Source organism: Bacteroides sp., assembly GCF_030151085.1.
Classification (GTDB): Bacteria; Bacteroidota; Bacteroidia; order Bacteroidales; family Bacteroidaceae; genus Bacteroides.
The window spans coordinates 11,871-37,592 of the sequence record NZ_JASLER010000033.1 but is presented as its reverse complement, the minus strand read 5'-3'; the positions used below and the strand labels follow the sequence as shown (position 1 = coordinate 37,592).

18 protein-coding genes and 1 pseudogene are annotated in these 25,722 nt (G+C 41.6%); 8 read left to right on the top strand and 11 right to left on the bottom strand.

What is annotated here, in order from left to right; translation table 11 throughout:
• From Q1W14_RS05755 to Q1W14_RS05710, 10 genes and pseudogenes are all read right to left on the bottom strand, one after another.
• Nucleotides 1–138: pseudogene (locus Q1W14_RS05755) on the bottom strand (Hsp20/alpha crystallin family protein); the annotation flags it as partial.
• A 246-nt stretch (nucleotides 139–384) separates the two neighbouring features.
• A complete protein-coding gene (locus Q1W14_RS05750) occupies nucleotides 385–852 on the bottom strand; it encodes a hypothetical protein (protein ID WP_300699839.1) in 468 nt (155 codons plus the stop codon).
• Nucleotides 853–879: 27 nt separating this feature from the next.
• A complete protein-coding gene (locus Q1W14_RS05745) occupies nucleotides 880–1,695 on the bottom strand; it encodes a hypothetical protein (protein ID WP_300699838.1) in 816 nt (271 codons plus the stop codon).
• Between the two features lie 69 nt (nucleotides 1,696–1,764).
• Entirely contained in the window at nucleotides 1,765–3,066 is a 1,302-nt protein-coding gene (locus Q1W14_RS05740) for a GNAT family N-acetyltransferase (protein ID WP_300699836.1), read from the bottom strand.
• A gap of 317 nt (nucleotides 3,067–3,383) precedes the next feature.
• Nucleotides 3,384–5,051, bottom strand: coding sequence for an AMP-binding protein (locus Q1W14_RS05735; protein ID WP_300699834.1), 1,668 nt, complete (start codon nucleotides 5,049–5,051; stop codon nucleotides 3,384–3,386).
• Between the two features lie 117 nt (nucleotides 5,052–5,168).
• Nucleotides 5,169–6,620 (bottom strand): potassium/proton antiporter, encoded by a 1,452-nt coding sequence (locus Q1W14_RS05730; RefSeq protein ID WP_300699832.1) that lies wholly within the window; start codon nucleotides 6,618–6,620, stop codon nucleotides 5,169–5,171.
• A 53-nt stretch (nucleotides 6,621–6,673) separates the two neighbouring features.
• Nucleotides 6,674–8,035 (bottom strand): ATP-binding protein, encoded by a 1,362-nt coding sequence (locus Q1W14_RS05725; protein ID WP_300699831.1) that lies wholly within the window; start codon nucleotides 8,033–8,035, stop codon nucleotides 6,674–6,676.
• Between the two features lie 12 nt (nucleotides 8,036–8,047).
• On the bottom strand, nucleotides 8,048–9,394 hold the full coding sequence (locus Q1W14_RS05720; RefSeq protein WP_300699830.1) for a sigma-54 dependent transcriptional regulator: 1,347 nt from the start codon (nucleotides 9,392–9,394) through the stop codon (nucleotides 8,048–8,050).
• Nucleotides 9,395–9,469: 75 nt separating this feature from the next.
• Nucleotides 9,470–10,204, bottom strand: coding sequence for a hypothetical protein (locus tag Q1W14_RS05715; protein WP_300699829.1), 735 nt, complete (start codon nucleotides 10,202–10,204; stop codon nucleotides 9,470–9,472).
• The gene (locus tag Q1W14_RS05710; protein ID WP_300699828.1) at nucleotides 10,179–10,985 is read right to left on the bottom strand and encodes a metallophosphoesterase; all 807 of its coding nucleotides are present in this window, start codon (nucleotides 10,983–10,985) and stop codon (nucleotides 10,179–10,181) included. Before Q1W14_RS05710 ends, Q1W14_RS05715 begins: the two co-directional genes overlap by 26 nt.
• Nucleotides 10,986–11,327: 342 nt before the next feature.
• On the opposite strand from Q1W14_RS05710, the gene Q1W14_RS05705 reads away from it, so the two are divergent.
• The 5 genes from Q1W14_RS05705 to Q1W14_RS05685 are packed head-to-tail and all read left to right on the top strand — an operon-like array spanning nucleotide 11,328 to nucleotide 21,351.
• Nucleotides 11,328–13,640: an ABC transporter permease gene (locus Q1W14_RS05705; protein ID WP_300699827.1), complete on the top strand. Its 2,313-nt coding sequence runs from the start codon at nucleotides 11,328–11,330 to the stop codon at nucleotides 13,638–13,640.
• 53 nt (nucleotides 13,641–13,693) lie between these two features.
• Nucleotides 13,694–14,377, top strand: coding sequence for an ABC transporter ATP-binding protein (locus Q1W14_RS05700; RefSeq protein WP_300699826.1), 684 nt, complete (start codon nucleotides 13,694–13,696; stop codon nucleotides 14,375–14,377).
• A gap of 6 nt (nucleotides 14,378–14,383) precedes the next feature.
• Nucleotides 14,384–16,657 (top strand): FtsX-like permease family protein, encoded by a 2,274-nt coding sequence (locus Q1W14_RS05695; RefSeq protein ID WP_300699825.1) that lies wholly within the window; start codon nucleotides 14,384–14,386, stop codon nucleotides 16,655–16,657.
• 7 nt (nucleotides 16,658–16,664) lie between these two features.
• A complete protein-coding gene (locus Q1W14_RS05690) occupies nucleotides 16,665–18,986 on the top strand; it encodes an FtsX-like permease family protein (protein ID WP_300699824.1) in 2,322 nt (773 codons plus the stop codon).
• A 28-nt stretch (nucleotides 18,987–19,014) separates the two neighbouring features.
• Entirely contained in the window at nucleotides 19,015–21,351 is a 2,337-nt protein-coding gene (locus tag Q1W14_RS05685) for an ABC transporter permease (RefSeq protein WP_300699823.1), read from the top strand.
• A 427-nt stretch (nucleotides 21,352–21,778) separates the two neighbouring features.
• Here Q1W14_RS05685 and Q1W14_RS05680 read toward each other — a convergent pair whose 3' ends face one another.
• Nucleotides 21,779–23,122, bottom strand: a complete 1,344-nt coding sequence (locus Q1W14_RS05680) for an MATE family efflux transporter (RefSeq protein ID WP_300699822.1) — start codon at nucleotides 23,120–23,122, stop codon at nucleotides 21,779–21,781.
• 117 nt (nucleotides 23,123–23,239) lie between these two features.
• On the opposite strand from Q1W14_RS05680, the gene Q1W14_RS05675 reads away from it, so the two are divergent.
• Genes Q1W14_RS05675 through Q1W14_RS05665 form a run of 3 tightly spaced genes read left to right on the top strand, consistent with a single transcriptional unit; the run spans nucleotide 23,240 to nucleotide 25,719 of the window.
• Nucleotides 23,240–23,887, top strand: coding sequence for an HAD family phosphatase (locus tag Q1W14_RS05675; protein WP_300699821.1), 648 nt, complete (start codon nucleotides 23,240–23,242; stop codon nucleotides 23,885–23,887).
• A 49-nt stretch (nucleotides 23,888–23,936) separates the two neighbouring features.
• Nucleotides 23,937–24,758, top strand: a complete 822-nt coding sequence (gene panB / locus Q1W14_RS05670) for a 3-methyl-2-oxobutanoate hydroxymethyltransferase (RefSeq protein WP_300699820.1) — start codon at nucleotides 23,937–23,939, stop codon at nucleotides 24,756–24,758.
• Entirely contained in the window at nucleotides 24,739–25,719 is a 981-nt protein-coding gene (locus Q1W14_RS05665; protein ID WP_300699819.1) for an MFS transporter, read from the top strand. The genes panB and Q1W14_RS05665 overlap by 20 nt, the downstream gene beginning before the upstream one ends.
• Nucleotides 25,720–25,722 lie beyond the last annotated feature (3 nt).

Genomic DNA, 25,722 nt, shown 5'->3' with positions numbered 1-25,722 from the left:
TTCTACTTTGTACTCTTTTTCAGTCTCGAATACATTGATGGCAGGTGCGGTTGCATTTGCTTTTACCATCCAGTCGTTGTCAAAGAAATCATTAAAAATACTTGGCAACCAATTTTGAGTTCTTCTTACAGGCATCATAGTCATAATCTCCTATTCGTTTAAGTTAAACATACAATTTAGGTTTAAACTCAGGTTCGTCAATCTTCAAGCATTAGTGTTGTTTCTACTACTATCTGTTTGCTGAATCGTTGTTCATTAGCTAAAAAACAAACCTTGTGCCAATAGAATTTAATCTTCTAAATTGACTATTTGTCACTTATACGCTGACTATTTTACTTGTATTATGTCATTTTGTAATCTTATTTATTTAAATTTTATTGATTTTCAAACTAATTTAAAACGCATCCTCCAACGTTTAGTCTCTTCATCCCAGTCGTGGCTGATGATTTTGAAGGTTCCAATCTCTGATGTGTTGATTACATGTGTACCAATGCAAAGACATTCGTCATAATCTCCAACTTTTACTACACGTACTGTTTCAGAAGCATCTTCAGGTAATCGTTGCAAATCGAAACGTCCTTTTGCTTCCTCTTGTGAAATGAATTCTGTGGTGACTGGTAGATGTTGTGCGATCACTTCATTTACTGCTTCTTCCAACTTTTTCACTTGGTCTTCTGAAGGGCAGGTTTCCAAACGATAATCAAGTTTACTTTTCTTCCGTTCGATATGTGCTGATACAGAACGTCCACAATTAAATATCCTAATCATTGTCTGATTGATAATGTGCTCGCAGGTATGCATAGGAGGGTACTCCTGTTTGTTGTGATCGTTGAGTTGAATTTCTTGTTCCATAATTATTTCAATAGCTTTCTGTTTTTTTTATTTAGTACGACTAATATACTTATTGAATCGTTCCATGTGTAGACCTGTACATTTTACTTTTACTATATGTTGCTTATCTGTTAAGAAGCAAGTAGGAGTAGCTTGTGTGCCATATTTGATTTTCATGGGACTTGAATCTTGTTTAAAGTCAGAAATGAAAATATATTCAGAAGGATATTCTTGTTTTACTTCTCGTAGATGTTCTAGCGAACTGCAAGGCCAGTATACTATTATTAGAAAATTCTCATTTGATGTTTGATTATACAATAACTCCAATTCTTCGCGTCCACTTTTTCCCATACAGCCCAATCCACCATAGAGTATGAGTAGTTGTTTTCCACTGGTAGTATTCCAGTCAAATTCTTTTCCATCTGTTTGAATACACGGGAATGTGTAAATAGAATCGCCTTCTTGAATTTGATCGGTTTGTAGGTGTTCTTTAATATTTTTGCCATAGAAAGACTCCTGAATTTCATTGCTAAGTGAGTTTAGTATGCTTTCTAAAGTATCTTTGGATATATCGAGACGGGTCATATATAGACGTTGCAGTCCACTAGGAACTGAAGCATATTTCATAGCTAATTCTATGTTCATTTTTGCAGTCTTTCTGTAGATATCTTCAAAAAGATGTTGAATACTATCATTCTTTTCGGGCATAGTTTCCCAATATTGACTTAATGTTTTTTGTTGTTTTTCAAAATTCATCCAAAGAGTGCTGTCTTCTTTCAGATAGTTAGCTTCAGTTATAATTTCTTGTGAACAGAGCTTTGTTACATTAAGCAGGCATATAATAACGATGTATAGTTTATTCATACTATTTTATTCTAAGGTTTTTCAATAATGATTTGATTCTGCTTTATATCTTTACAAGGGTTGTATCAGTTATTTCATCGTAGCTAATACCTTTTCTTTCAAAATACTATATACATGTATATCCGTAAATTCTCCTGAGGCAAGTAGTTCTCCTGCTTGTTCCGTTCCTTCATGGTGAAAACCGAGGCGGAGAGGGATACCATTGCTTGCTGCATTGCCGGTGGCACAACGAATTTGTATACGTTTTATATCTTTTTCATTTACCAACCATTGGCATAATCTGCGAACACTGGCTGTCATGATTCCCCGGTGTTGATATTCAGGGAGCAGCCAATAACCTATCTCTGTGCGATGATTAGCAAAATCAGAGAAGTGGAATCCTACTAATCCGCAGAATTCATTGCGGTCATTCCATATCCCGAATATCGGTTCATATTGTTCTGCTGGAACAGAAAGTACACTTTTCAAAAAGGATTCTTCATCGGCTACCGAATGCATCTTATCTACAAAAGGTAACCATGTCCTCAGATATTCACGATGGGAGTCGATGGCATGATAGATTGCAGCAGCATCTTTTAAAGTAACCTCGCGTAAGAGAATATCAGGAAAAATAGGAAATGAGATAAGAGTCGGATTTTGATTTACAGTCCTTGCTGGTGAGGAAAGTTCCAATCTTTCTTTTATTTTCGCCCATGCGTGTGTATCGAACAAGCAACTACTGCGCATAGTGTGATACATTTCTTTAAAACGCGACATAGGAATAGTGAAGCTTAGTATGTTCTCCTCGAAATAAGGACGTACGGAAGGATCGAAAAATCCTAAGAAGGTTCGTTTTCCTTGCTTCCTGTTTTCAAGGATGACTTGTGTAACAACAGAAGAACAACCTGAACCGAAGGGAGAGAACACGGCATCGTATGCGTTATTATCGAAGTATGCCCAAGTAGCCAGTCCGGATAACATGTCGGGTGTAGCTAGGAACATGATACCTTCTACTTGGTCAAAAGATGATATTTGATCTATACGGGCAAAATGCAAATAAGTTTTGTCTGCTTGGGGAACTTGTATCTCTTGTATAAAATCGAGTACCATTTCAGGTGTCTTTTTATATTTTTCTTTCAGTGAAACAAAGCCGGGGACACGTTCGGGCATCTCTGTAAAGCCTGTATAGAACTTACCACCTCCACAAGTAATTGTTTCATTACTGAGACTTATGACTTTTCCGTCTCTGACCAGTCGCATACATTTAAAAAGGCAACCGTTCACCTTTTCAGTCGGCGCTTCCATTTCATCTGAATACCAAAAGGCGATAGGTAATTCGGCCTGCATTCCAAATGCTTCCTGATAGTTAGTTATAAATGTACGTATATCCATAATGATAGCATTGATTCCGGTTTGTTTTGTTTCTGTAAAAATAGGCTATTATTCTGATATATCTACACTTTAGTAGTAAATATTAAATATCGAGGTTGAGTATGGAGCAAAAAAAAGGAGTACCGCTGTACTCCAACCTTTGTTAACCTTAAATCTAATACTATGAAAAACACATTGCAAAGATACGGACTTCTGACGTATTTGCAAATAATCCAAAGAAAAAAGTATGTTTTATAACACTTATTAGATTTTATATCTTATGCTTATAACTTTGTTAACTAAAAAGACTTAATGAAATGTATGTGCTTTTAGGGAGATTATCCTTTTGCTTCTTGATACATAAACCTCTTAATACTCTTCTTTGCCGTTTTTTCAAACTCTTCGAAGTGTATTTTCACTTTTGTGATCTGACAATAAGCAGGCAACTGCTGGTTTAGTTCATTCCGGTTTTCTTCCATGGCTTTTACGATATCTGCTTGTTGGAGACCATGGGCAAATGCATCGTCAAAGTCAGGATAAACGAGGGCGACAAGCTTTTCATGCTGTAATACAATTAATGATTCAGCTACGTAGGGCATGTTGTTCAGTTTGCTTTCTATCTCTTCCGGATAGATATTCTGGCCGCTGGAGGTAAGCAACATGTTTTTACTGCGGCCACGTACAGTGACATATCCGTCGGCGTCCATGGTAGCGAGATCTCCGGTATGAAGCCAGCCATTGATGTCGATAATTTGGGAGGTAGCTTCATCGTTTTTATAATATCCTAGCATAAGGTTGGCACCTTTACAAATAATTTCACCGGCAACATTTTCAGGATCAGGCGATGCTATTTTTACTTCCATACGGGAAGTTGCCTTACCACAGGATGCAAGCTTCAGAGTTTCCCAACGGCTGGAGCAAATAATCGGGCCACATTCCGTCATACCGTATGCAATGGTATAGGGGAATCCTATTTGTTTAAGGAAGCGTTCTACATCAGCATTGAAAGGAGCACCGCCAATGATGATTTCATCAAAGTTGCTGCCAAAGATTTCCATAGCCTCTTTGCGGGCAGCAGCTTTTATCTTGTCGTTGATGATGGGGACACGGAGTAACAGCTTACCGATTTTATTATCTACTCGTGGAAGAATATTCTTTTTAATAATCTTTTCTACAATCAGTGGCACACATGAAATAATGCGTGGCTTGATTTCCGAAAATGATTGTGCAATAATCTTCGGCGATGGCATGCGGGTTAGGAAATAGATATGTGCACCGGCTGAAAAACCATATAAGAAATCGTATACCATACCAAAGACATGACCTAAGGGAAGCATGGATACAATGTGATCGCCCTGGCGAACAGGTAGCATCTCATGGCAGTATGCAATATTTGACCAAAGGCTACGATAGGGTAGCATAACCCCTTTTGAGTATCCCGTTGTGCCGGAGGTATAGTTGATGATAGCTAATTCTTCAGGAGACTGTTCCTTACGATATCGGATATGCTCGGAACGGAAGCTCTTAGGAAAACGAGCGCCATAAGTGGCATTGCGATGATTGAAAGCTTCCATCAGACATTCGTTCCGGCAAACTACCGGGGTAAAGTCTGTTAGCAATACAATCCCCATCAGTAGGGGCATTGCATCTTCGTTGAGATTTTCCCATGCCTGGTCGCCTACAAAGAGCAATTTGGCTTCGGAGTGATTGACGATGTTATGTATATTATCGGCTTTAAACTCGTGCAGAATAGGAACAATAACAGCACCGTATGTGATAGTGGCGAGGAAAGTAACTGCCCAATGAGCACTATTACGTCCGCATACTGCTATTTTATCGCCGGGTTTGATCCCTGCACTTTCCAATACGATATGGAATTTAGCTATCTTTCTTGCTACGTCTTTGTATTGTAAAGTAATTCCTTTGTAGTCAGTCAGGGCATCGCAATCCCAATTTCTAATTATACTTTGTTCTATATAATCAATGAAGCCTTGTTGTTGTTCCATTCGTATTTTGCACACTTTAGTTAAAACCGTGCAAATATAGGGCTTATACTAATGCGAAGCAAGTTGTTTCTTAATTTTTTTATTGCTCCCGGTGGTTGTAAAAGTCGCCTAAATTTCTTATTCTTTGTTCTTTTCTGAAATAAGAAGTAGTTTGTCTCCTTCATGCAGTTTCAGTGTACCATTAGGAATAAGATATTCGTCACCACGTTTTACAATCATTACCAATGTTCCTTTGGGCAGATTCATATCCTTTAAAGTATTGCCGCTTTCGAGTATTTCCTTGGTGACAGTCATGTCGCGTAAATCGGAATCTATTTCTTCCGGCAGTTCTACTCCAAATTCATTACCGGTTTTTGCCATTGGCATAGAAAGTCCCAAAAGACGGGCTACCCATGAGACTGTAGTACCTTGAACAATCAGCGAAACAATGGTGATAAAGAATACGATATTGAAGATAACATGAGCACCGGGTACCTGGGCTACAACCGGATAAGTGGCAAATATGATGGGCACGGCACCACGTAATCCTACCCAAGATACAAACAAACGTGACTTGAAAGTGATCTTTTTGCCGAAAGGTAGCAGACAGAGAAATACACTCAAAGGACGGCCTACTACTATCATAAATACTCCAATAAGCAGTGCTACTACAGTCACTTCAAGCATTTCGTGAGGATTGACAAGTAAGCCAAGGCAAAGGAACATGATGATTTGGAATAACCAGGACAGTCCATCCATAAATGTATAGATATCTTTGCGATATGTAATCTTATTATTTCCCACAATCATACCTGCAATGTATACAGCCAAATAACCGTTACCTTTCATTAGATCTGTTATGGAGAAGGTAAAAAACACAAAGGAAAGTAATAAAATAGGGTATAATGCCTGGTTGTCGATATTTATCCGGTTCAGCATGAGAATAGCCAATTTTCCGAGCAAATAACCGGCAGCAGCACCTACAATGAACTGTACGACAAATGATCCTAAAATATGGGGAACGCCCATTCCGGATGACTGGATAAATTGAATAAGTACAATGGTAAGCATATATGCCATAGGGTCATTACTTCCACTTTCCAGCTCCAACATGGGGCGCAGATTATGTTTCAGATTCATTTTTTGTGAACGAAGAATGGCGAATACCGAAGCAGAATCGGTAGAAGACATGGTGGATGCAAGTAACAATGATGTAATGAGAGGCAGGTGGATATTAGTCCAACTCATACCGGAAAGCCACCATATAAATAATCCTGTAAATATAGCAGTCAGTAACACCCCTACAGTAGATAAGACAATACCGGGAGTGAGAATCGGCTTGATTTCCGTAAATTTAGTATCCATACCACCCGAAAACAAGATGACACTAAGAGCAACCATACCGATGAATTGTGCTTCTTTGGCATTATGAAATTGTAAACCCAGACCATCACTACCGAATAGCATGCCCACTACAAGAAAGAGTAACAATGCCGGGACTCCGAAGCGATAACCTGTTTTACCCACGATGATGCTGACAAAAAGTAAAATAGAACCAATCAGTAGAATGTTTTCTGCTGTAAATATCATATCTTTTGTGTTAAAGGATTTATTTATTTAAACAATAATAACGAATAAATAGTTCAATTGAATTTCAAAACAAATGTAGTTTCTTTACCGGGTAACAATGAGATATTACCACCTGATAAACGCATGATCTGGCGTGAAATACTCAAACCTATACCACTGCCACCTTCTTTGGTTGTAAAGAAAGGGATAAAGATGTGTTCGGCAATATCGGCCGGAATGGCAGGTCCGTTATTGGATATCTCTATCAAGACGGCTTCCGCTTCATTGCAGTAAGCATGGATTCGGATACTGCCTTCATTGTTTGATGCAGGATTGGATTCGATGGCTTGAATGGCATTTTTAAGTAGGTTGATAACAACTTGCGAAATCAAGTTCTCGTCAGCATAAAGGATGAGATCATCCGGTGTGATATTCTTGTGGAAGGTCACAGGAACGTCAGGGTATTGATGGCGTGCCAGTTCTACCATGCGTTCAATGAAACTTTTGACATAGAATAACGTAGGCTCTGGGGTAGGGATACGAGTGAATTTACGATACGATTCAACAAAAGAAAGCAATCCTTTACCTGTACTACTGATTGTTTGCAATCCACTGCGAATTTCTTCTCTAATGATAGGAGACGAATCGGTAAGTCCCAGAAGAGTATCACTGAGTGAAGTTATCGGGGTGACTGCATTCATAATTTCGTGCGTCAATACCCGGGTTAGCCTGATCCAAGAATCTATTTCTTTTTCGTCCAGTTCACTATTGATGTCATTCAAGGCAAGAATACGGAGGTGCTCTTTACGAACCGTAATATCACTGACGCGAATTGAAAAGTTTACAGTGCCACGTTCATTGCTGAAAGGAATTTGTAATTTGTCACCCGCACGGCAATCTGTAAGCATTCGGGTAAGATGGGAGTCTATGCGTGCCAATTGGCTGACATGGGTAAAGACATTTAATCCTAGCAAGCGCAAGGCTTCACTGTTCTTTTGGTAGACCGCACCATTGTCATTTAATACAAGAACGCCTGTACTAATGCAGTCCAGTATAAGTTCGTAATATTTTTCTTGTTGGGCGGTTTCACTTTTTACGTTATAAAGAATGTGAGCTACCCGGTTCAACGCTTGGTTTACGAGTCGTGCATCTGCATTATTTTCCGTTTCAGAGAAATGTATGGCATTGTCATTATTTTCGATTGCATCGAGCATGAAGAGTACTCTTCGTATATGTTGACGGTATAATTTCTGTTGCCATCGCAAGACGAGAGGAAGAAGTAATGTACATAAGATTGCCCAGAATATGGAATCCCCTAATTTGCGAGAAACCGAATAGCTAATGAAAATATTCGTCCACAACGCTCCTGTGACAACTGCTACCAAAATACTAATAGTGACACGAAAAGGATAATATGTACTTATATTTCTAAGCATAATAGAGATTTATCAGATTCCGTACTTCTTCATCTTGTTATATAACGTTTGACGTGTGATACCCAATTGGGCTGCGACGGCAGAGAGATTTCCGCTGCATTTGTCCAATGTCTTACGTATCATTTGCATTTCCATTTCTTCCAAGGTGGATGCGGATGCTTCGGGCGTATCGGTTCGGCGTTGCAATTGAAATAACTCAGCAGAAAGAAAAGCATTGTCACAGATAATGATGGCTTTTTCAATGGCATGTTCCAACTCACGAATATTGCCGTACCAAGGGTGAAGCGTTAACTTTTCACGAGCGCCATCGGTCAACTTGACCGGAGTCTTATCATATTGTTTGCAGAATCGTATGATGAATCGTTCGGCAAGGGGGATGATATCTTCGGGACGTTCACGCAACGAAGGTATTTCGAGATGTATGGTGTTGATGCGATATAACAAATCTTCGCGGAACTCGCCTTTAGCCACCATTTCAGAAAGATTACGATTGGTGGCGCAGATAAGGCGGATGTCTACCGGTATAGGAGTATTACTACCCACACGGACAATGCTTCGACGTTGAATGGCAGTCAATAATTTAGCTTGCAAATGATAAGGGAGGTTACCGATTTCATCTAAAAAGAGAGAGCTATGATTGGCTGCTTCAAACTTGCCGGCACGGTCGGCATGAGCATCGGTAAAAGAACCCTTCGTATGACCGAATAATTCACTTTCAAAAAGGCTTTCGGTCACTGCTCCCATGTCTACGCTTATCATATCTTGTCGATGGCGGGGAGAAAGGGCATGTATTTCACGTGCCAACATCTCTTTTCCTGTTCCATTCTCACCAGTGATGAGAATATTGGCATCGGTAACGGCTATTTTCTCTACCAAAAGGCGAAGTTGCTGCATAATGGGACTACTTCCCCAATACATAGAAGAGAGGTTTGTATCAGGGGTATTGGCTTCTCCTTTCGGAGATTTTTTGAAGGTGGAAGCTGCTGCATTGAGTAAGGTTTCAACTAACTTCTGATTGTCCCATGGCTTTACGATAAAATCAGTGGCTCCTTCTTTAATGCCTCTTACTGCAAGGTCGATGTCAGCGTATGCGGTAAAGAGTACAACGGGTAGGGCAGGGTGAAGTTTTTTTATCTCGTGCAGCCAATAGAGCCCTTCATTACCAGTATTGATACCTGAAGTGAAGTTCATATCGAGCAGTACTACCTGCCAGTTTTCTTCACGCAGAACGCTAGGTAAAGTTACCGGTGACGAGAGTGCGGTTATTTGCTCAAAGTGAGGTTTTAATAAGAGTTGCAGAGCTGTCAGTACCCCTTGATTATCATCCACAATAAGTATATTTCCGAATTTCTTTGCCATGTGCTTAATTGATTTTCTTGCATGCAAAGTTAATAATTTTATTGGAGGAGTTTCAAAGGATAAAAATAATATAACTTATAATAATTGCAATTTGAGTCCGAATGATAGACTCAGGTAATCCTTAGGTTTTAGATATTTGTTAGTAAAGGCACTGACAATGTATAAATCGCAAGTGCTTAATTCATAAAAGAAAGTGATCGCCTTGGCCATGAAACGTCTTTTGGGGTCAATGTCATAAGTCATGCGCTGACCCAGAAAGATATGTATACGTACTTTAGATGAAAATCCATAATATCCTTTGGGATAGCGCTCTGGTTCGTTTACCCAGAATTCGTCACCAAATACAGTATTCAGATACATACCACAAGACAACGGTTCTACTGAAAATTGCTTTCCCAAATCGATACTCCAAGGCATATAATTCTGTTTTAAAGTAAAAGTAAGCTTGGTACGCTTAGATTGGTATTTAGGCAAAATACCGAAGAAAATATCTGTTTCCCATTGATTGCGCTTGCCGTAATCCCAACCTGTTCCTAATGAGAGCAATCCCATATTACCGGCGAACTGCAATTTGGTATGTGTGGGAATCAAAGCTTCCCAATGACTGCGATAACGGTGTACGCGACGGTCGTATCTGTTCGTACGGATTTTACTTGTAATGATAGTATCGGGGAAATCCTTCATCCATATTGTATCATATTTCACTACAACAATTGTGTCTTTTTCTTGTGCAGACACGGGCAATAGAAATGCCGACAAGACAACCGTTACACATATCAGTCGGTTAAAAATAGACCACTTCGCGCTCATATCCTTCAGGGGTTATAGTGAATATATAGTAATTACGGTTTTTCATACAGTCACTCATATAGTACATGACTCCATCGTTGAAAAGATCTTCTTCGAATACGTTATGTTCATGTGCTGCTGTACAAAACTGCAATCCCGGGAATTCGGTGACATAACGCTGAAAAACATGTACTATATTGTTGTTGAATTCATAGCAGAATGGACGGATGTGCATGGATACTACAGTCTTGTCGAATTCTTCTTTTCGTTCAGTTATCTGGTTGGCTAAAAACTCAAAGTCCGGAATAGGGCGAGAGTAATCGTATTCTATAGCATTAGTGTTGAGACAGACAAATTTAATCCTTCCGGCAATAAAGGAAAAATTTGTGTCACCAAAAACGATGCGAAAGGTTTCTTCTCCTGTACCGATGCAGTCGTGGTTACCTATTAATGCTACATAAGGGATATTCAGTTTGTTCAAGATATTCCGTTGCCAAAGAAATTCATCGGTAACTCCAAAGTCACTAAGATCTCCGCCATGTATTACGAAATCAATGTCATCCCGTTTATTTATGTCGTTAACAAAATCAAGAGTCTCATCATACCAGCGCTGCGAATCGCCCATCGTGACAAAACGGATCGTCTTTTTATCTTTGCAGTTTTTCTCTATTCGCTCAATGTTATGAGCATTAATATCAGTTTCACCATCGATGCGTACATCATAAGGGTGGTAGTCTATGAGGTCGCAACTACCCATTATAATACTGATAAGTGCAAAAAATAGTTTTTTCTGTAGTTTCATGTGTGAACTTTAATAATTATATCTTTTTGAAAACTGTGGGCAAAGGTAGAGTTTTCTTTTAATAATAGACTTTTCCAAATTTCCTTTTTTGTGTTCTTACCTACCGATCAAATCATTCCCCGGTGCCGAACAGCTCGTTCCCCGGTGAGGAAGGAGTCGTTCCTCGGTATTGGACTTAAGAATGCCTAGAGTATGTCTAATTCTTGGACAACAGTGTCTAATTTTTAGACAATAACCTGAAAGTACCTGATTCTATTTCTACTTCATTATCAGCTAATTATTTGTTTTGGCATGCTTTCTGCATTAATAAAGGTAGAAGAATATATAAAAACGATAAATAAAATGAAGCAACTCTATTATGTTATTCAGACTTTACTGCGAGGACGTGGTTCTAATCTGATTAAAATCATTTCTTTGGGGTTAGGACTGACGATGAGTATTCTGCTTTTTGCCCGTGTGGCGTTTGAACAGAGCTTTGACAAATGTTTTAAGGACTATGATAACCTCTATCAAATATTCTCTATCTTTTCCACCGAAAATGAGAAAGGAACAGAAGGTGACATGAATCTCGGACCTGTAGCGGGCGCTATACTTGAGAACTTTCCGAAAGAAGTGGAAGCGGCTACCAGTTTCTGTAGGTGGATGTCTTCTCCTCTATATAATGGTAACAATAGTTTCGATATAAAAAAGATACAAGCAGATTCGCTCTTCTTCCGCACTATGGGCATAGAGGTGCTGAGCGGTAACCCCGAAAAAGATTTAATACAAAATGACATTGTCTTTCTTTGTCATAGCCTGGCGCAGCAAATGTTTGGCAATGAAGATCCCATAGGTAAGGTTATCACTTACGACAAAATGATAAAATTAACAGTGAAGGGTACGTATGCAGATATACCAGAAAACGCAACGGTCAATCCTGAAGCCGTCATTTCACTGCCAACAATTTTTAGTCGTTATGGTCGTGACTCATATTCGTGGAGTGGTGGAGACAGTTGGTTTGAGTACATTCGTTTCCGTCCGGGAGCAGATAAAGAGACCGTACATACTCGTTTGGATGCCATGATACAGAAGTATCGTCCGGCTGAAGATAAAAAGACCTTTAACTATACTGCGGTTATCCATCCTATTCGTGATACGTATAGCAAAAGTGATGATGTAATGCGGATGAGCAAAATAATGAGTATTTTGGGTTTTGCTATTCTATTTATAGCGGCATTGAATTATGTGCTGATTTCTATTTCTTCGCTCACCTATCGGGCTAAATCAGTTGGTGTACATAAGTGCAGTGGAGCCAATGGAAGTACGGTTTTCGGAATGTTTATAATTGAAACTGGCATTGTTATTTTGGCAGCATTGCTACTGATGGTGCTGATTTTTTTTAATTTCAGTGAATTCATAGAAGATACTATCTGTACCAAACTGGAAGTTCTTTTTACACTTGACCGCATCTGGGTACCGTTGGCTGTGATAGGAATGTTGTTTTTGATAGGAGGCGTATTACCAGGACGTGTCTTTGCTCGTATTCCTGTTACACAAGTCTTTCGCCGTTACACCGAGGGGAAAAAAGGTTGGAAACGTCCTTTACTGTTCATCCAGTTTGCAGGAGTGGCCTTTATTTGTGGATTGATGTATGTAGTAATGGCACAATATCAGTATGTGTTGAATAAAGACACAGGGTATAATGCAAAAAGGGTAGCTTGCAGTTATCTACATATTGACGATAGGAGTGAAAGTGATGCTGCTCTTCATTTCTTGCAGAATCTGCCTTATGTAGAAGCGGTATCATCGGCAAGTAATCCTCCGTTTATTGGTTTAAATGGTATGATGATAATGGATGAGAGTGGAAAGAAGCTTTTTTCTTCCCGTTATCTTGGAGCAATGGAGGATTATCCGGTTATGATGGGGATGACAATGAAAACCGGGCGCATGTCACGTGATAAGAATGAGGTAGTGGTGAATGAAACTTTTGCTGAATGGATGCGTTGGGGCAAAGAGGTGATAGGTCGTACTGTTTACGCTGAAGGAGATACTTATAAAGTGGTAGGATTGTTGAAAGATTTCCATTTGGGAAGTTTCTACAGTGAGCAGAAGCCACTGATTATGCACCACTATAGTTATTTTCATGAATGTGCTCACATACGCCTGAAGGAACCATTTATCGAGAATCTGCGTAAATTGAATGAGGAAGCTGCAAGTGCATTTCCCGAAAGAACGGTTAGCTTCAGTTCAATGGAGCAATCTATGACTAACAGCTATAATCCGGTTCGTGTGTTCAGGAATGCCACTTTATTATCAGCAGTAACAATGTTCTTCATTATGCTAATGGGCTTGATTGGATATACGAGCGATGAAGTACGTCGTCGTAGCAAAGAAATTGCTATCCGTAAAGTGAATGGGGCAGAGGTTTCGAGTGTGTTGGAATTGTTATCGAAAGATGTACTTTATGTGGCAGTGCCGGCTGTTGTGGCGGGTACACTGGGTGCATGGTATATTAATGGAATATGGATGGATCAGTTTGCAGAACGAGTTCCAATTAATCCAGTTGTATATCTGTTGTCAGTAATAGTAAATCTGGTTGTTATCATTGGTTGTGTACTTTGGAAGTCTTGGAAGATAGCTAACGAGAACCCTGTAAACAGTATTAAAAGCGAGTAATCAATTTTAATTTATAAGTAATAGAATTAGTAATAATATAAATAATAAACATCATGATTGAAATTAACAACATCAGCAAAGTATTCCGCACTTCAGAAGTAGAAACAGTAGCGTTGAATCACGTAAATATCGAAGTAAAAGAAGGAGAGTTTGTAGCCATTATGGGACCATCGGGTTGCGGTAAGTCTACCTTATTAAATATACTCGGTCTACTGGATAATCCTACAGAAGGTAGTTACAAACTACTTGGTCAAGAAGTAGGAGATTTAAAGGAGAAGGAACGTACTCGTGTCCGTAAGGGTAAATTGGGTTTTGTATTCCAGAGCTTTAACTTGATAGATGAATTGAATGTTTATGAGAACGTAGAACTCCCTTTAACCTATCTCGGCATCAAAGGTAGCGAGCGCAAGCGTATGGTAGAGGATATTCTGAAACGGATGAATATCAGCCATCGTGCCAAGCACTTCCCACAACAACTCTCCGGTGGTCAGCAGCAACGTGTAGCCATTGCCCGTGCGGTAGTAACCAATCCAAAACTGATCCTTGCCGATGAACCTACCGGTAACCTCGACTCTAAGAATGGAGCAGAAGTGATGAACCTCTTGACGGAACTGAATAAGGAAGGAACCACCATTATCATGGTGACACACAGCCAGCATGATGCAAGCTTTGCACACCGCACGATACACCTTTTCGATGGTAGCGTAGTGGCAAGTGTGGCTACACAGGGAATGTAAAAAGCTATGAGGCAAATCTATTATACACTTCAAACCCTGCTTCGCAGACGTGGTTCACAGACGATTAAGATTGTCTCACTGGCATTGGGACTGATGATTTCTGTCTTCCTCTTTGCCCGTATTGCCTACGAGCTTAGTTATGACAGTTTCTGGCGCGAGTCCCAACATATCTACTTTGTTGGAACTCATCTTGACAAGACAATTACAAGCCGTTTCACCAGTTACGCTATATCCGGATGCATCGGCGAGGAGTTCCCCGAAGAGGTGGAAAGTGTTACCACTTGTTATACCCATGCCAATGATAGGTATTATTTGGGTAGCCGCAGTCTGTATTTATCCACCATCATGGGCGACACGCTCTTTTTTGCCACATTAGGACTGGATGTGCTCGAAGGGAATCCGCAGGATTTAGCCAACCCCAGTGCGATATTCCTCTCGCATACCGCTGCGCAAGAAACCTTTGGCAACGAGTCGCCTTTGGGCAAGACGATCATTTATGTGATTGACAATCGAAAAACACCTCTGCTGGTGAAGGGAATCTTTGCCGATGTGCCGTCCAACACTTCCTTGTTTGCGCCTCAGGCGGTGGTTTCCATCGCTAGTCTTGCCGCATACACGAATATGCATTTAGGGTGGAATAGCGGTGGAAACTTTCGAGGCTTTGTACGCCTACGCCCTTCGGCGAATGTAGCTGCCTTGAATGAGCGCCTTACACCTGTCATTCAGACGAAAAGCGGGACGGGGGAATATACACATATCAATCCTATTCGTAGCCTTCATACCTCTCAACCAGAGGTGAAGAAGATGATTTGGATCATGGCTCTCTTGGGTGTGGTGTTGCTTTTCACCACGGCATTGAACTACGTACTCATCTCCATTGCCTCACTTTCGAGTAGAGCCAAAGCCATTGGTGTGCATAAGTGTAGCGGGGCTTCCGACCGTAGCATCTTTTCCATGTTCCTTACGGAGACGGCGTTAGTGATTGCCTTGGCATTGCTCCTGATAGGTTTGCTGGTGTACGCTTTCAGTGAGGCAGTAGAGGAATTGGTGGCTGTGCCGCTCAATGAGCTGTTTGCATGGAGTAATCTATGGGTGCCACTTACGGTGGTGCTAGTGCTGTTTTTTATAGGTGGATTCCTGCCCGGCATATTGTTCTCGCGTATACCGGTGACGCAAGTATTTAAACGTTACATCGCCGGTCGTACGGGTTGGAAGCGGGTATTGCTGTTCGTGCAGTTTGGATTTGCTGCGTTTGTTGTGGGCATGCTGCTGGTGGTGCTTGCTCAATATAGCTACGTAACCAACCGGGATCGTGGTTATCGTTCGGAGCGGGTGGTCTTTACCCGGCAAGTGCTGGACAATCCCAACAATCTGTGCAGTGTTCTTAGGGGACTTCCTTATGTAGAGTCTGTGGCTTCGGCGGGTAATACGCTGGGTGGGTTCGTCTCTCCTTATGAAGTGAGAGACAGTCAGGGAAACATGGTTTGCCATCCTCGCGGAACTGCCTTCGACAAAGATTTCCTTCCGTTCATGGAACTGCGTTTGGCGGCGGGTAAAAATCTGTCGGGCGACGGACAATTACTGGTTAACCGCAAGTTTGTGGAACTGATGAAATGGCCGGGAGACGGCATAGGCGAGCAACTGAATGGTTTTGGCGTTGTAGTGGGGTTGCTCGAAGGTTTCAGCTTTTATTCCGTCCCCGAAGATGACGAATCACCCATTATGATTACTTGGGAAAAGGGCGTGGGATCTTGTGTGCATGTTCGCCTCAAGGAACCATTTACCGAGAACAGGATAAAACTTAATGAGGAAATGAAACAAGTCTATCCCGCGGGGGATGTAGAATTCTACTCGTTGGACGATATCATACGAGGTAGTTCGAGGGCTGTTCTTATCTTTTGTTGCATTGTGTTACTGGCGTCCGTCACCATCCTGTTCATTCTTCTCATGGGACTTATTGGCTACGTTAACGATGAAATCCGTCTGCGTTCCAAGGAGATAGCTATCCGCAAGGTAAACGGAGCGGAGGCGGGTGGTGTGCTTCGGTTACTTTCGCGCGATGTGCTGTGGCTGGCAATTCCAGCAATTGTGATTGGTACGGTTGGAGCGTTTAAAGCAGGTAAAGTATGGATAAGTCAGTTCGTCGATACGGTGCATTTGCCTGTGTGGTGGTATATCGTTATAGCCGTCTGTCTGCTGATATTTATTGCGCTTTGCGTGATAGTGAAGACTTGGGGTATTGCGTGTGAAAACCCTGTGAATAGAATTAAAAACGAATAAACGTATTATGAGGCATTTATATTATATTATTCAAACATTGCTTCGTGGACGCGGAGGGAACCTCGTAAAGCTGATCTCCCTAACGCTGGGGCTATTGGTGGGTATTCTGCTCTTTTCTCAGATTGCTTTCGAACTGAGCTACGAAAATTTCTACCAAGAACCAGATCGGCTTGTAATGCTTCGTATGCGCGATTCGAAAGATGGGATACCGAATCAGGACTATAATTACGGAACTTATCGCCCGGCTGCAGCCGACTTGTGGGAAGCACTTCCCGAACAAGTGGAGTGTGCAAGCCTGACTTCCAACTTTTGGCAATCTACCCTCTACAAGGAGGACAAGAAGCTGGAGGTAGTGCCCATGCTGTGCGTCGATACGCTCTATTTTCGTACCACTGGGGTACAGGTACTGAAGGGTGACCCGCATGACTTGGGGGTGATGCAGAATGCTTTTATTTCGCAAAGCATGGCGCGCCGTGTCTTTGGGGACGAAGATCCCATTGGTAAGGAGCTTTCCGTAGAAAAAATGTTCAATGTCACTATCAGGGGTATCTATCAGGATTTGCCACGAAACACTATGCTGCCCCACGACATTCTACTCTCTATAGCAGTGATGGACTGGGGATATGGAATGGGTACATGGGGAACAAACAATATGTATAATATTCTTTTTCGTCTGAAGCAGGCGAGTGATGTGGATGTCATGAACCGGCGAGTACAGAAAGCCGTGGAACAATACACCGACCCTCATTTAGGTGAGTCGGTAATAACGGAATACAGTGTGGTTCCATTGCGTGAAATTTATCGAAATCTTCCTGACACACAGCGCAAACTGGTCATTATGGGAGTGCTGGGCTTCTCCATCTTCTTTGTGTCTATCATGAACTATGTACTGGCTGCTATTGCTTCTATGAGCAGACGTGCTAAGACGGTGGGTGTGCATAAGTGCAGCGGTGCCGGCGAGGGACACATATTGGGCATGTTTTTATGGGAAACGGGGCTGTTGATATTCGTGTCCCTCTTGGCTTGCCTGTTGCTGATGCATCTCTTCAGTGATTGGATAGAGAACATGCTGGGCTACCGTCTGGCAGACTTGTTTACGTGGCAGAACCTTTACGTACCGTTACTTACGGTGTTACTGCTCTTTGTGGTAGCAGGTGTGTTGCCTGGACGTATGTATGCCCGTATTCCTGTTACGCAGGTGTTTCGCCGATATACGGAGGGCAAACGTTCGTGGAAGCGTGGGCTACTTTTTGTGCAGTTTGCAGGAATGGCTTTCATTTTGGGAATGTTGCTCACTACGGCGTGGCAATATAAGGAGGTGATGGACCGCAGTGTGGGGTTTCATACCGAACGGCTGGTTGTGGGTATGGCAAGCGGGAGGATAGAAAAAAGCGAAGGGATAGCGGATGCTATGAAAAGGCAACCATACGTGGAGGCGGTGGCGTGTAGCAGCCATTCGCTGTTGCAACATTACAACACCAGTCGTCTGACCGATGTGCAGGGCAATTTCATCTGCCCGCTTCACTTCATACTTATAGATAAGGATTTCCCGAAGGTAACAGGATTGAAACTTTTGGAAGGCTCCTGGCCGCAACATATTGGTGAGGCTGTGGTAGGTAAAGAGACAGTAGAAACCATGAAATGGCAGAACGATGTGATAGGACGGAAGTTGCCGGTAGACCCTTCGTGGGCACATCTGCAGGAGCAATCCACCATTGTAGGCGTAGTAGACGATGTGCGCAATATGGGATTCTTTAGCGAACAGACTTGTACTGCTTTTATTCTGAACTACCGTGATCGTTTTTTCAATGTACGCTTGAAGGAACCTGTAGAGGAGAATCTGAAGAAGCTTAACGATTTTGTTAAGGAGGCTTATCCTGATAATGCTTTAGAGTTTGACACCTATCAGGAAGTACGGGAAAAGCTGAACGAAAGCGTGTCGCATTTCCGCAATATCGTGACTGTAACTTCCGGCTGCATTCTACTTATTGTACTGCTAGGCCTGATAGGTTATGTCAGCGACGAAACACAGCGGCGCAGCAAGGAGATAGCGGTTCGCAAAGTGAACGGAGCAGAAGCTTCTTCTATCCTGCGGATGCTCTCTATCGGCATACTGAAAATTGCTTTCGGTGCAGTAGTGATAGGTATTGTTTCGTCTTGGTATGTTTCCGGTGTCTGGATGCAGCAGTTTCCGGATAGTGCCTTACTTTCACCATTTTGGTTCTTCGGGGTGGGCATTTGCCTGCTGATGCTCATTGTGCTGATAGTGGTAGTTAAAGCTTGGCGCATTGCCAACGAAAATCCGGTGAAGAGCATCAAGAGTGAATAAGAGTATAATTAATATTTGGAATTGATAAATGAGACAACTTTACTATAGCATTTTAATGTTGCTGCGTGGGCGTAGTAATAACCTGACCAAGACTATTTCGTTAACGCTTGGCCTTTTCATCGGTATCTTACTATTTGCCTGCGTCGCTTTTCAGTTAAGTTTTAATCGTTTTTCCGACAAACCGGAACAACTTTATTTAGCTTATATGACTGATATATTGAATGGTGTGCCGGGTGAAGGTGCTCCATATATGTATGGGACTTTTTCAGAAGCTATGCGTGAGAACTTTCCCGAACAGGTAGAAGACGCAACTGTTTGGCGCGATTCTTGGGAAATGATCTATTATCATGGAAGTGCACGACTGTCGCAACGTACTATTTATGCTGATAACCATCTTTTTTCCACTATGGGAATCAAAGTGCTGGCAGGTAATCCGGAAGATTTGAAAGCGGTGGAAAATATATTTATCTCACGTTCATTGGCGGATAAAATACGTGAAGGAGCCGAGTTGTCCACGGTTATTGGCAAACAATTGTATCTTGAAAAAAAGGCACCGGTAACCGTTCGTGGTATCTTCGAAGATTTACCGGAAAATACGGAAGTGCCTTTTCATGTAGTGGCTTCCATGAATCATTTTTGGAACAACGAACGAGCCGGGTGGGGATTTGATATCAGCTATGCTTCTCTGATCCGTTTCAAGAATCCGGAGAAAGATATTCCGTTCGTAGAAGCACGAGTGCCGGAAATGATAAAGAAGTATTTGCCCAATTTTAATAAAGACCTTAATAATAAATGTACTATTGATTTCCGACCTTTGGTGGATTTGCATACAGAGAATGCTACTGTCAGCACAATGATTGTAGTAATGACCATTCTGGCGATAGCTATTTTACTGATAGCTGCTTTCAACTATGTGTTGATCTCCTTATCTTCTTTAGCACGTCGTGCCAAAGAAGTAGGAGTGCATAAATGTAATGGAGCGGCAAATGGTACAATATTTGGTCTGTTCCTGAATGAAACAATCCTATTGATATTGGTTTCTGTTTGTCTGACCGGCGGATTGATGTATCTTTTCCATGATTTTGTGGAGGAAATGGCAGCAGCCAAGCTTGTATCGCTTTTTACAGTACAAAACTTATGGGTGCCCGGAGCTGTGATTCTATTTGTTTTGCTATTGGCAGGTATATTGCCTGCCTGGATATTTTCATCGATACCGGTTACACAAGTATTTCGCCGTTATACCGAACGTAATACTTCATGGAAACGTCCGTTGCTATTCATTCAGTTTATAGGAGTTTCGTTTATATTTTGTTTCTTATTGGTGGTTGTATACCAATATAACATGGTCGTCAATCGTCCTCTGAAATACGATCCTGCACGAGTGGTAACGTGTTGGGCAGATGTAGGAGGTGATTATGAAAACAGGGTTACGCTTTTTAGTGGTCTACCTATGGTTGAAAGCTATACTTGTTCAAGCCAGCTCATTATCGAAGGATATAGTGGTGATACATTTGATACAGGCGATGGACATAAAGTAAACACTCGACTTGATTGGGTAACCCGTAGTTTCTTGCCCATGATGAAGATCAAGTTAATAGAAGGAAATAACTTTTCTTCTGCAAAAAATAGTGAGAGTACATGGGCTGATAATAATGAGTTGATTGTTAATCAAAGCTTTGTTCGCCAGGCGGGGTGGACTGGTAATGTGGTAGGTCGTGTAGCAACTTGGGCCGGTACTAAATTCACTGTAGTAGGGGTAATGGAAGATTATCCTATCAATAGTGCTTTTGAAGAACAGTCGCCCATTGTTTTGGTAGTCAAAGAGAATTGGGGATGTACACATTATATACGTCTGAAAGAACCTTTTGAGGAAAACCTTGCAGCACTCAATCGCACGATGCAGGAAATATTTCCTACAGATGATGTTGTATTCACTTCTTTAGAGAAGAGCTTAGAAGAGCAGTATATTGATGTCCGTCGTTTCCGTGATGTAGTGGTACTGGCTAGTTGTTCCATCTTCTTCATTACTTTGATGGGTTTATTGGGTTATGTGAATGATGAGGTACGTCGTCGTAGTAAGGAGATAGCCATCCGTAAGGTAAATGGTGCTGAGGCAGGAAGCATTATTCGTCTGTTGACTAGAGAAATCACTTGGATTGCAATTCCGGGAGTTTGTTTAGGAGCTCTGTGCGCTTATATCTTCGGTTACCGTTGGTTGGATAGTTTTAAGGAACAAGTACACGTAAGTCCCGGAGCATTTGCAGTAGTTATTATATTTTTATTGGTAATAATAGCGGCTTGCATCATATTGCGTACTTGGCATATTGCTAATGAAAACCCTGTGAAAAGTATCAAGAGCGAATAAAAATCCCGAAATACTTGACATCGGCTTTTAGATGTTGTATATTTGTAAAGTGAATTTATAGATACTTCATTTTTAAATTAGCGTAAAAGGAGAGGCATTGCTTCTCCTTTTCTTTTTTCCCTTGTCCGCTCTCCATTTGAAATACCTCAGGTTTACTCTCCTAATGCTGCACTTTACCGACCTAAACCTCAGCTTTAAGCAACCTAAACCTGAGGGATTTTACCTGAAAACCTTCGTGCTTTTGGCGATAAGCCCCGGCATTCCGGACGATGAAGTGTGTCGTTTTAGATGGTCTGTTCGAGCGAAACGCATCATGTGTTTGGGGTAAACAGACTATGCGTTTAGGGTGAACATATCATATGTTTTGAGGCAGAATGTGATGAGGCTCCGTTAATCTTTCGTAATTCTGCTCTTGACAATATTGGGGTTAAGCTGTACGGGTATTCAACCTTTTTACATATATCCACAATGCAATAACAGCCGTTAAGAATGCAAAGAAATCCGATACAGGCATGCAAGTCCATACTCCATCCAGTCCAAGATAATGAGGGAAGATCAGTAGGCCCGGCAGCAGATACAGTAATTGACGTGTCAACGATAAGAAGATACTAATCTTTGCCTTTCCTATGCTTTGGAAGAAGTTACTGATAACAATCTGTGCACCTACAAACGGGAACATAGCTATAGCAATTCGTACGCCTCTCGATGCCATATCAATCAGCTGCTCATCGCTGGTGAAGATGGCTGATACGGCATGTGGAAAAAGCTCGCAGATAATGAATCCTGTACTGGTAATACATACACCTGTTATAATGCCCAGACGTAATGTAGCCTTAACCCGGTCGTGCTTCTGTGCGCCGAAGTTATAGCCTATAATGGGCTGCATTCCCATTGTCAGCCCTAAAACAATCATTACATAGAGTACCAGTAAACGGTTCATGATGCCATAAGCACCGATAGCCATATCACCACCATAATGTTGCAGGCTGTTGTTTACGATAATCACGATGACACATGCCGTGACGTTCATCAGGAAGGGCGACATGCCTATGGAGAGAATACTGGTGATGATCTTCTTTTTCATCTTCCAGAAACCACGATGTAACCGTACGATACTTGTCTTTTGAAGAAAATGGCTTACTACCCACACCATACCGATAAATTGTGAAATCACCGTTGCCGTTGCCGCACCCCGGATTCCCCAATCAAACTGGAAGATAAAGATAGGAGCGAGGATAATATTGCAAACTACCGTCACCATAGAAGTCAACATAGCTTTCTTGGGATATCCTGTAGCACGCATGATGTTATTTAAACCGATCATGGTATAGGTTATGGGAGTACCCAACAAAATTACTTGCATAAAGTCGCGTGCGTAGGGCAATGTATCATTACTGGCACCGAAAAAGAGAAGTATATCATCGAGAAAAATATAAGAGATACTGCCAAATACAAATGCATTGATAAGGCAGAACATTAATGTATTTCCTAAGACTTCTGTTGCACCGTCAAGGTCTTTTTGTCCCAACCGTATGGATGAAATGGTAGAGCCACCCGCCGAAACCATTGTACAGAATGCTACCACCAAGTTCATTAGCGGGAAAGTGATGGCTAGTCCGGCAATTCCCATTGCACCGATACCATGACCTATGAAAATACTGTCGATAATGTTATACAATGAAGTAATAGTCATACCAATAATGGCAGGTATGGAGTACTGTAACAGTAGTTTTCCGATACGCTCAGTTCCTAAAATATGTGGGTTGTTCATTGATTTGAGCTGATTAAGATGCACAAAGGTAGGAAATATTTGCTTGGTTCGATGATTATTCAGACCTTTGTCGTCTGATAAAATATGGTATTAACAGAATTAGGTAAAAGAAAGTTTATGGACACAATGAAAACAAAGGCCGTTCTTTTTGATTTTGACGGTGTGGTGGTTGACACCGAAACGCAGTACAGCCGGTTTTGGCATCAGATGGGAATGGAATATCTGGGAGTGGATGATATAGAAGGTAGGGTGAAAGGACAGACACTAGTCTATATTTACGATACATTTTTCCCGGGCATGATGAAGGAACAGGCTGAAATTACTGAACGCCTGAACTGTTTTGAACAGGAAATGTCGTTTGACTTTATCCCTGGAGTACTCGATTTTATAGCAGACCTTCATCGTCACAATGTGAAGACCGCAGTAGTTACCAGTTCCAACGAACCGAAGATGGCGGCTGTTTATCGTGTTCATCCCGAAATTAAGACACTCTTCGACCGTATTCTTACCGCTGAAATGTTTACCGCCTCCAAGCCGGCGCCGGATTGTTTCTTGCTCGGCATGGAAATTTTCGGAACTACTCCTGATACTACTTACGTCTTTGAGGATTCATTCAATGGGCTGAAAGCGGGAATGGCATCCGAAGCAACAGTTATCGGCTTGGCTACAACTAACTCGCGAGAAGATATCGATCCGTTATGCCATGCCGTCTTGGAAGACTTTGTTGGCTTTACCTACGATAAATTAACCCAATTGCACAAGTAATCAGAAAAAGGATTACCTTTGCGCCCGTAATTTTAAAAATATAAATAAAATGGCTGGATATATTTCAGACGACACTCGTAAAGTGACTACTCATCGCCTCATAGAAATGAAACAAAGAGGTGAAAAGATATCAATGTTGACATCTTACGACTATACCATGGCACAGATTGTAGATGGTGCCGGTGTCGATGTCATTTTGGTAGGAGATTCTGCTTCTAATGTAATGGCGGGTAATGTAACTACTCTTCCCATTACTCTTGATCAAATGATTTATCACGGTAAGTCTGTAGTTCGTGGTGTAAAGCGTGCTATGGTGGTGGTAGATATGCCGTTCGGTTCTTATCAAGGTAATGAAATGGAAGGTTTGGCTTCTGCCATCCGTATTATGAAAGAAAGTCATGCCGACGCTTTGAAACTGGAGGGTGGCGAGGAAATTATCGGTACGGTGAAACGTATTCTCAGTGCCGGTATACCTATTATGGGACATCTTGGGCTAATGCCGCAATCCATTAATAAATATGGTACTTATACCGTTCGTGCCAAAGACGATACGGAAGCCGACAAGCTGATAAGCGATGCACACATGCTGGAAGAAGCCGGTTGCTTTGCATTGGTATTAGAGAAGATTCCGGCCGCTTTGGCTGCACGTGTGGCAAGTGAACTGACTATTCCTGTTATCGGTATTGGTGCCGGTGGCGATGTAGATGGTCAGGTGCTTGTGATACAAGATATGCTGGGTATGAATAATGGTTTCCGCCCGCGCTTCCTGCGCCGTTATGCCGATCTGCATACAATAATGACGGATGCTATCAGTCGTTACATATCCGATGTGAAGAACTTAGATTTCCCGAATGAGAAAGAACAATACTAGTGGACTTATGACGCTGAACTATTGGCGGATGTGTGCATCAAATTTATTGTTGTTTACATCTGTATACATGCTCTTTCCATTGCTGCCCTTTATTATAGGACAACGACTGGATATTTCCGTTACTGAAACGGGATGCATGTTTCTAGTGTTTGCAGCGGCTATGTTTCTGGTAGGACCGTTTCATGCTTATCTAGGCGATGCTTACAAGCGGAAGCGCGTGCTGCTATATTCCATATTTGTTATGTCAGCGGCTGCATTGGGGTATGCTTTTGTAGATACATATACGAATCTTCTGCTACTTGCCTTAGTGCAAGGTGGATGTTTCGGATTGGCAACTACGGCAGGCATTACCGTGGCTATTGATATAACGACCTCCAATCGCCGCAGTGCGGGTAATATAGTATATGCCTGGACTTCCCGATTAGGTATGTTGGCAGGTGTTGTCTTGGGTATTTGGCTATATTGGATTTATGGTTTCCGTATGGTGATTTATCTTTCTGTGGCATTGGGAATATTCAGTATGTTTTTTATTTCGAGAGTATATGTTGCTTTCCGGGCTCCGATAGGAGTAGCGGTTTGCAATGTCGATCGTTTTCTGTTACCTCGTGCATGGTTGCCCGCTATTAATATGTTGCTGATAGCTTTTGTACCGGGGTTACTGTTACCTTTAATGTTTACAGGTGATTATTGGTCCTTGTTGGCATTAGTGATTTTGTCAGTTGTCACAGTGCCATTCACTAATATGTTTGTGAAGCTATCTTATCATTGCCAGCGTGGAACAGCAAATACTACCTGCCATTTATCCATGGAAGCAGGAATACTGATAGGTATGACAATGGCTTGCCGAATGATGGATAAAGCGCTGGTCTATCAAGTTGCCTCAGTGGCTGCCGTTTTAGCTTTATTTCTTTTTGTATTTGTGACTTATCCTTATTATAAGAAGAAGAAGGTTAGAGAATAGGGA